At 62.1% G+C, this 6,989-nt stretch carries 5 protein-coding genes; 2 read left to right on the top strand and 3 right to left on the bottom strand.

Annotated elements, in window-relative coordinates:
- Window positions 1–221 precede the first annotated feature (221 nt).
- Both RBB42_RS08475 and RBB42_RS08470 read left to right on the top strand, forming a co-directional pair.
- The gene (locus RBB42_RS08475) at window positions 222–629 is read left to right on the top strand and encodes a (R)-mandelonitrile lyase (RefSeq protein ID WP_305969493.1); all 408 of its coding nucleotides are present in this window, start codon (window positions 222–224) and stop codon (window positions 627–629) included.
- Window positions 630–939: 310 nt separating this feature from the next.
- On the top strand, window positions 940–2,076 hold the full coding sequence (locus tag RBB42_RS08470) for a tetratricopeptide repeat protein (RefSeq protein ID WP_305969492.1): 1,137 nt from the start codon (window positions 940–942) through the stop codon (window positions 2,074–2,076).
- A 6-nt stretch (window positions 2,077–2,082) separates the two neighbouring features.
- Here RBB42_RS08470 and RBB42_RS08465 read toward each other — a convergent pair whose 3' ends face one another.
- From RBB42_RS08465 to RBB42_RS08455, 3 genes are all read right to left on the bottom strand, one after another.
- The gene (locus tag RBB42_RS08465) at window positions 2,083–3,942 is read right to left on the bottom strand and encodes a glycosyltransferase family 2 protein (protein ID WP_305969491.1); all 1,860 of its coding nucleotides are present in this window, start codon (window positions 3,940–3,942) and stop codon (window positions 2,083–2,085) included.
- Window positions 3,942–5,516, bottom strand: coding sequence for a hypothetical protein (locus RBB42_RS08460; RefSeq protein WP_305969490.1), 1,575 nt, complete (start codon window positions 5,514–5,516; stop codon window positions 3,942–3,944). Before RBB42_RS08460 ends, RBB42_RS08465 begins: the two co-directional genes overlap by 1 nt.
- A gap of 79 nt (window positions 5,517–5,595) precedes the next feature.
- Complete coding sequence (locus RBB42_RS08455) at window positions 5,596–6,828, bottom strand: NAD-dependent epimerase/dehydratase family protein (protein WP_305969489.1); 1,233 nt, start codon at window positions 6,826–6,828, stop codon at window positions 5,596–5,598.
- Window positions 6,829–6,989 lie beyond the last annotated feature (161 nt).

The raw sequence follows: 6,989 nt of genomic DNA, 5'->3' as shown, positions 1-6,989 counted from the left end.
CCCCCCCCCCCGACAGCAGATCAGGAAAACCGCCGTGGACGCCACCACGGCGGTTTTTCGTTTCCGCGACATGACAATCGACAGCGTCATATCGAAACCCCTGTCCTATATGCCGCGCCTTGCGCCGCGATGATCTCGAGGATCGAGGCCAATCGCCCGGGCTTCCCCTGCTCCCGGAATCGCCTAGGGTGGGCGCGACGCCAACAGCCAGGAGGCCCACCATGCAGATCCATCGCGCCGGTTCCCGCCCTTCCGTCAGCCCCAACCCCGACTATTTCACCGGCACCGTCCGTTTCGACCCTGTCATCGCCGCGCCCGATCCGGCCCGTGTGCACGCTCTGATCGTCACGTTCGAACCGGGCGCCCGGACCGCCTGGCACACCCACCCCCTGGGTCAGACCCTGCACATCCTCTCCGGCCTCTGCCTCGCGCAGAAGGAAGGCGAACAGGTGCAGGAATTGCGGCCCGGCGACACGGTCTGGTTTGCCCCGGATGAGAAACACTGGCACGGCGCCGCCCCCGAGGTCGCCATGTCCCATCTCGCCATCCAGGAGGCACAGGACGGAAGCGCCGCCGACTGGCTCGAAAAGGTTTCGGACACCGACTACAACGGCCCCCGCGCCGGTTGACGCCCTGCCCGTGGCGTCTCCCTGCCAAAGAGATCGGATGAGACCCAAAGCCAAGGGGGCACCGCCCCCTAACCGCCTGTCATTTGTTCTTTTGTCTGGAGGCGTGAACCGCGCCAGTTACGGATGCGGCGCGAAACGCCTGAGCGTCTGGCTCCGCCTTGCAGGAATGCGGGTCCTCCCATTGGTTGAACCAACGACCATCTTCTCCGGCAATTTGCGAATATTTCTCTCCGGAGAATTGCGCCACCTTGATGGAACGCCGTAGACTGTCATTGTACACTGCCCGTGCATCAAACGTTCCGGTGTTGAGATGAAACTGCTCCCGTTTCTGCTTGTGGGCATAAGCACCTTCTCGTTGCCCCTCATCCCGGCGACATTGCTCGCGCAGGACACCATTTCAAAGGAACATCTACGCGCGCCTTCGACCGACGCGCCGGGTTCCAAAACCTACGACAGGGAAGAGTTCAATGAACTCTTCCTCGAGATCATGGGGCTTGTAGACACCGCGCCCGAGAAAGCTCTGGAACAGATGATCAAGCTGGCCGAAACCGGAGAGCCCAAGGCACTACAGCAGGTCGGGACCTTCTTTCGCCAAGGCATTGGCACCGCGGTCGATCTGCCTGCCGCAAAGCTCTGGTATGAAAGGGCGATCGCCAAGGGGCGGCCCTACGCATGGGCACCGCTTGCCCGGACCGAGGCAGCGCTGGGCAATGGCGCGACAGCTTTCGACCTGTTGCAGCGCGCCATTGCAGAAGACATGCCCGGGGCCGAGCGGCAGCTGGGTCTGGCGCATGTCGACAAGCAACTTGGCAAGAATTCGAATCCGCAGCGCGGCCTGGAAATACTGATGGACCTGATCGACCGGGGCGACGACAAAGCGGCGCGCCCCCTGCTCTTGCGGTTCAATTGGAACCGGCTGCCGCTTCCGGCCCCTCCCCGCCTGGTCGAGCAGGTCGAACGCGACGGGCTGCTTGGAGATGGACCGTCGGCCGAGGCCGCGCTGGTCTACCTGACCAAGGCGGAACGGTACAGCCGGGCGATCCGTGCCCGACGCACGGCCTTGATCGAGGTCGACGGCATTCGCGACCGTATACTTGCCTCGGAACGGATGTTCCTGGCTGCGGACACCTCGCCCCGCTCCTTTTTCCGTGAAGCCGACCGCATCATCGCCACCACCCCGCGAGAGCACTTTCCGCGCGCAGCCCTGACGGCCTATCGCATCTCGCCGAATGCCTATGTCCGCATCCTGCAAAGGGAATTGCGGATGCAGGGCTACTATCACGGCAGGATAAACGGCTGGCTGACGAAATCGACCATCGCCGCGCATCAGCGCTTTTGCCAGGATCAGGGGATCCTGCCGCAATGCCATGAAGGTCCGCGCAAGACGGATACGATCCGTGCCGTAACCGCCGCCTTGGCGAACTACGCTCCGTTCGGCCTCAAGTAGTCCGGTTCAGGCGATCCGGACCGAAGGAGGCGCCGGGCGTGACAGCGCACTGCGTGAATAGGGATGTTCGCCATATGCCCTGATGTTGATCGAAAGCATCGACTCCAGCGTGAAGTAGGCGCGCATCACTCGAAACACGAGGTATTCGGGAAGGTAGAAAACGGCCTTGGGTGACTTCATCAGCAGCGCACAAAACATCGCCATCAGCGCGGGCGCTCCGACCGTCAAGGCAATGACGGATTGCCAGAGCAGCGTGTTGAAGGCGTTGAAGGCGGTGACGTATTCGATCAGCCCGAACAACAGCAACGGGACCATCATCGCGCGGCGGGCGGAATTGATCAGCATGTAGGGCAGAACCACCTTGCCACGCACCGTTGCATGCCGAGAGAAGATCAGGTCCCGGCAACGCGACGAGATGTGGAACGTCGAACGAAACCAGCGCGTCCGCTGTTCGCGCATATGCTTGTAGGTCGCCGGCACCTCGGAAATGTACTGAACCTTGGGATCGACGACCAAGCGATAGCCCATCTCTCCGGCGCGCAAGGAAATGTCGGTATCTTCGCCGTTCATGCCCTCGACGAACCCGCCAAGCTGCCGAGGCAGTTCGGTGCGGTAGACCGAGAACATGCCGGGAATACCAACAACGGAGTCGATGGTTCCGAAAGCGACCGAATAGAAGGCGTGTTTGACCGCGACCTCCAGGAAGCGCGCGCGGTCAAAGAGCCCTCCGCCCGGCGGCAGGGGGACCCCGCCGACCACGCCAACCTGCGGGTCCGCGAAATGGCGCATCGCCTGTCGCAGCGACTCCGGCCCCAGCTGGGTGTCGGCATCCACGCGCACGCAAAATTCGGTTTCGACCGCGTCGAGCCCGGCATTCAGCGCATTGGCCTTTCCAGGCTTGGGCACATCGATCACCTCGCCCTTCAAGGCGCTGCAGGCGGCAAGGGCCCCCAATGCAACACGCGCCGTGTCGTCCGAGGAGTTGTTGTTCATCACCAGAAGCTTGACCTGCCCGTCATAGCGTTCCGCCGCGACATCCATCGCGCGGATCGTATCGGCGATGATGTATTCCTCGTTGTGGGCAGGCACAAAGATGGTCAGGTCCGGGGCAAACTCGGCCAATGGCGCCATCCGCGCTTCGACCCGGGCGCCGAGGTACAACAGCATGAAGAACGTGGGCAGGAAAAGGAAGACACCCGGCCCGATGCCCCCAAGCAGGGTGATACGGCGGAGCGCCTGTTCCAACCAAAGATCCAGAGACGCCACGTACCACGCGATGCCCGCCGCCACCATGATCACCACGATCAGGCGGAGCGCGATGCTACGGGTCTTGTGCGTGTTGATCTGCAGCCGAATGCGCGACGGCATTTCACCGCGTTCAAGCAGCTTGAACGAAAAGATCGCAAAGCCGCCAAGACCAGAAGCGATTTCGATGATGTGCAGGGACAGGACAACATTGGTCTGCCAGAGCAGCACATGCGCCATGACGTCCATCAGCAGGCAAAGCGCCGCGTAGCTGCAAACCATGTCTAGGAAGACACCCGCCCGCCGCAACACCGAACGGTCGCAGGTCAGCGCAAAGGCCGTCAGGAAGGAGATCACAAAGATCCTCACCGCAATGGCATGGCTTCCATGAGCCGGGGCAAAGATCAGGTCGTTGTGCGGGAAGGTGGCGTTCAGCACCGGAATCTCGTTGATGGCCCACAGCAGGAGCAGGCTGACGACCGTGAAATACCCAAGCATCAGCGGTGCCGTATGCTGCGGCACCTTGCTGGCGAAACGCCGAGGGGCGCTGTCCACCGACCAGAACTGAACGTCTGCGCGGCCGACCTGAACCGGCTCCTTGGGCTCACCCGGAACGGTCATCACTGAACTTTCGCGCTGGAGTAATGGGGACGCTTCTGGACCACCAGAACGGCACGCGGTGCAGAGGCAAACAGACCCTGATCCGCGTTCGCGGCGCGCACGATGGTCAGTTCCTGCTCATCCTCGACGGCGGGCATCACGATCCAGCTGGTCCCGTGATCCACCTGCTGCAGGAAGGACGGCAGGGCGTTAATCGGCACGGCGGTGACCAGCGGCAGCGAAGTCGCATCAGACAGCTCGGCGTTGAGCAGCAGTGCATCGCCCCCGAGGATCGAATTCATCAGATCCAGCGACAACTGTGCGCCGACGGCATCCAGCTGTGAATGTGCTTCGACGTGCAACTCGCCCGAGAGGACTGCTTGCAAATCCCCCCAGGGGGTGTCGGGTTCCGGCTCGGCCAAGGTCAGGCGTGCGATTTCGATATCGGCGGTGGCCGGTCGCGCCGGCGAGCACCGGCCTTCGCGCTTTTCGGCACTGGTCAGGACGACCCGCACATCGTTGATCATCTGCTGTTCGTCACTCGGCAGCTGGATGCTGCGGGCCACCCTGCCAGAGGCCGAGGTCAGCTCTTCGGAATGTACCAGGCGATCATTCAAACGGACCGACAGCAACCAACCGCTGGCGCCACCTGCGGCGTCGTAGGTCATGGCGAAATCCAGCTGCGACGCCGCCGCGCCCCGGGGGAACTGGCGCCGGTCGTATGTGACGCGCCATTGCGCCTCTCCCTCGAACGAGACAGAGCGCTTGCGCCCAAACGCAGAGACAAGATCAAGCGGGTCCTCGTCACTGTCCTGAAATTGGCCGGCCTGGTCTTCGAGAACCTTGAGCAGGTCCTCGTTCGGCGTCAGCCCACCTGTGTTTGCATCCGCGAACAGGATCACTCCCTGTCTGACCGAATGCAGATGCGCGGCCTTCAGGGCATGCGCCCGCAGCCTGTGATCGGCGGGCCATTCAAGGCGCAAAGGCGCCATGTTCGACAAAAGTAGGTCGGCGGGATCGGTGATGGGGGCGTCCACCACGAGTTTTACATGCGACGATGGCATGACCTGGGCAACGACTCCGCCTGCCCAATCGGCCGAGCATTCGGCCTGCGGGGCGCGGCCCTCTGCCGACAGCGCCACGACCACGTTGCGGCCGGACAGGTCGCGGATGTTCAAAGGCACCATGATGCGACGACGCAGACGGCCTTCGTCGAGAACCAGTTCGGTGCGGCGCACGCCGTTGACCGTGATGCGCAGGGTCCCCTGCGCACCGGGTTCCAGGTCGCCATCGAGATCAAGCACCAGCACGCCCGACTGCGGGACGCTGTTGCGCGGCAAGGCAAAGGTCGCCTTCGTATAGCCCGGAAATCCGGTGAAGGCGTTCAGCCGCCCTGCTTCGCGCATGGGCATGACAACCTCGGTCGGCACGGAGGTGACAGGCAGATCATGCGCATCCACGACGGCAAGCTCGGCCGGCATCATGTCCTTGATGCGGTCCGCAAATTGCAGGGCGATTTCATCGCGGTGCTGAAACCCGTAGATCAGGGCCGCCAGCAGGATAAAACAAGTCGCTAGGATTCCGACGAGACGCATGACCCGCACTCCTCATATGACGAGGGGCAAGGTGAGCCATGCGCGCCCTGCCCTTCTTGGTCATAGTTCCATTTCGTGATTAGGCGGCCTTGCCTGCGACTTGCCGCGCGGGTTTCTTGCGTACGACGCCCGGCTTTTGCTGGTCGGTCCAGGTCGACACGCAGGCCACCGTGTCAGGCTTGTAGCGATGCGCGTATTTGGCCGCGATCCCCACGGTTTCCTCCAGCAAGCCTTCGGCCAGCGTGATCGGCTTCAACCCCAGGTCAAGGAAGGTGGCGTTGGACACTTTCAGCTCGTTCTCGGCGGCTTCCTTGCGCGGATTGTCGACAAGCGCGACTTCGGCATCGGCAATATCGGCAACCAGGTAGGCAAGATCGCGCACCCGATGCGTTTCGGTCATCTGGTTCAGGATCTTGACCTTGCCAGTCCGCTCCGGCGGGTTGGCAACGGCCAGCGCGACGCAGCGCACGGTGTCCTGGATATGGATGAAGGCGCGGGTTTGCCCGCCCGTGCCATGCACGGTCAGCGGATGGCCCACGGCGGCCTGCATCAGGAAACGATTGAGAACGGTGCCGTAATCCCCATCGTAATCGAAGCGGTTGATCAGGCGTTCATCGCGGCGCGTTTCCTCGGTCTGCGTACCCCAGACGATGCCCTGGTGCAGATCGGTGACCCGCATCATGTTGTTCTTGGCATAGAACTGGAACAACAGCTGATCCATCGACTTGGTCATGTGGTAGACGCTGCCCGGGTTCGTCGGGTACAGGATATCGCGTTTGAACATCCTGTCTTCGCCGGGAACAAAAACCGTCAGATAGCCTTCGGGGATTTCCAGCCCGTCGCCGTCGTAGCCGTAGACGCCCATCGTCCCGAGGTGGACCACATGCGGGTCGATCCCGGTTTCCGAGATGACCGCCAGCAGGTTGTGGGTCGCGTTGATGTTGTTGTCGACGGTGTAGATCTTCTGCTCAAGCCCCTTCATCGAATAGGGGGCCGCGCGCTGTTCGCCGAAGTGAATGACGGTGTCCGGACGCATCTCTTCAAGCAGGTCACGCAGTTCGGCGATATCCTTTGCGACGTCGATCTGGGCAAATCCGATGGTTTTCCCAGAGACGTCCTTCCACGCCGAGATCCGCTCCTCGATCGATGCGATGGGCGTCAGGCTTTCCGCACCAAGCTCTGCGTCGATGGATCGGCGCGACAGGTTGTCCGCGATCACCACATCATGTCCCAGCTCGGACAGGTGCAGCGCCGTCGGCCATCCGCAAAAACCATCGCCACCAATCACAAGTACTTTCTTCGCCTTCGCCATGATCTTGGCCTCCGTGCATCCTCGTTCGACAGACCGGGCGTTTCGACAGGCCGTTTCACGAATGTTGATTAAAACTGTACCGATAGTTGATTAACCCGGTATTAAAGTCGCTTGGCGGGTCTATCACGGGGAATGGCCTGGTGGTCATCCCCGCGGACGGA

The sequence above is a fragment of the Mameliella sp. MMSF_3455 genome, from assembly GCF_030733205.1.
Lineage (GTDB): Bacteria > Pseudomonadota > Alphaproteobacteria > Rhodobacterales > Rhodobacteraceae > Antarctobacter.
Note: the sequence above shows the minus strand (reverse complement) of the source record. Positions and strands in the feature narration are given on the sequence as shown.

Bases quoted from the DNA above. Each gene is read 5' to 3' on its own strand.
- RBB42_RS08475 (WP_305969493.1), top strand. From the start codon at position 222: ATGCAGATCCATCGCGCCGGTTCCCGCCCTTCCGTCAGCCCCAACCCC.
- RBB42_RS08470 (WP_305969492.1), top strand. From the start codon at position 940: ATGAAACTGCTCCCGTTTCTGCTTGTGGGCATAAGCACCTTCTCGTTG.
- RBB42_RS08465 (WP_305969491.1), bottom strand. From the start codon at position 3,942: ATGACCGTTCCGGGTGAGCCCAAGGAGCCGGTTCAGGTCGGCCGCGCA.
- RBB42_RS08460 (WP_305969490.1), bottom strand. From the start codon at position 5,516: ATGCGTCTCGTCGGAATCCTAGCGACTTGTTTTATCCTGCTGGCGGCC.
- RBB42_RS08455 (WP_305969489.1), bottom strand. From the start codon at position 6,828: ATGGCGAAGGCGAAGAAAGTACTTGTGATTGGTGGCGATGGTTTTTGC.